General features: G+C 73.7%; 1 protein-coding gene and 1 pseudogene. One reads left to right on the forward strand and one right to left on the reverse strand.

Annotated features, from left to right (window positions below):
• A pseudogene (locus ACYVE9_RS27975) lies at positions 1–374 on the reverse strand (hypothetical protein); the annotation flags it as partial.
• A gap of 161 nt (positions 375–535) precedes the next feature.
• Here ACYVE9_RS27975 and ACYVE9_RS27980 point away from each other — a divergent pair.
• Positions 536–1,073, forward strand: a 538-nt coding sequence (locus tag ACYVE9_RS27980) for an HhH-GPD family protein (protein WP_461030683.1), incomplete at its 3' end; no start/stop codon positions are given.

Genomic DNA, 1,073 nt, shown 5'->3' on the forward strand with positions numbered 1-1,073 from the left:
CCGCCGGAAGCGCCCGCGGACCCACCGGTTCCCCCGGACCCGCCGCCGGAACCCGCCGAGCCGCCGGACTCCGCTCCGTCGCCGCCGCCGGAGCCGTCGCCGTCGCTGCCGCCCTCGGACTCCTCGCGGCCACCGGGACGTCTCCCGTCCACCGGTGCCGAACTCGTCGGGCCGGGCGTGATGGAACTGGCCGCCCCGCTCCCGCGATCGTCCCTGCCGCCGTCGGCCCCGTTGTTGCTGCCGTTGTCACCGCCGGTACCGACGACCCAGACGACCAGCAGGGCGATCAGGGCGATCAGGGACAGCGCGACCGCCCTCCGCCGCCAGTAGATGGAGGAGGGAAGCGGCCCGACCGGATTGCGCAGTGATCCCACGCCGGAAACCTTACGAGACATCAGCCGCCGCACAGCGCCGTACCCGCCGCAGAACATGACAACTTTTCGTATCAGCAGCATTGAGTCGCCCGGTCGGCCCCCGTATGCCCGGCGCGGGGCGTTTCTCCTCGGACGCGGCCCGTGCCAGGATCGGAAGCGCCATGACTGCCACAACTGAGCACAACACACACGAGTACAGCGCGACCGGCCTGCACGGCCCGGTCATCGACTGGTTCGAAGCCCACGCCCGCGACCTGCCCTGGCGCCGCCCGGAAGCCGGCCCCTGGGGTGTGATGGTCAGTGAGTTCATGCTCCAGCAGACCCCGGTGAGCCGGGTGCTGCCGGTGTACGAGCAGTGGATGGCCCGCTGGCCCCGCCCGGCCGACCTCGCCGGCGACGCGCCAGGCGAGGCCGTCCGTGCCTGGGGCCGGCTGGGTTATCCGCGCCGCGCCCTGCGTCTGCACGGCGCGGCGAACGCGATAGCGGAGCGGCACGGCGGTGGCGTGCCGACCGAGCACTCCCAACTGCTCGCCCTGCCGGGCGTGGGCGAGTACACGGCCGCCGCGGTGGCGTCGTTCGCCTACGGCCAGCGCCACCCGGTGCTGGACACGAACGTGCGGCGGGTCTTCGCCCGCGCGATCACCGGCCGCCAGTACCCGCCGAACGCGACCACCGCGGCCGAACGCCGCCTGGCGCGGG

This window comes from Streptomyces sparsus (assembly GCF_054776295.1).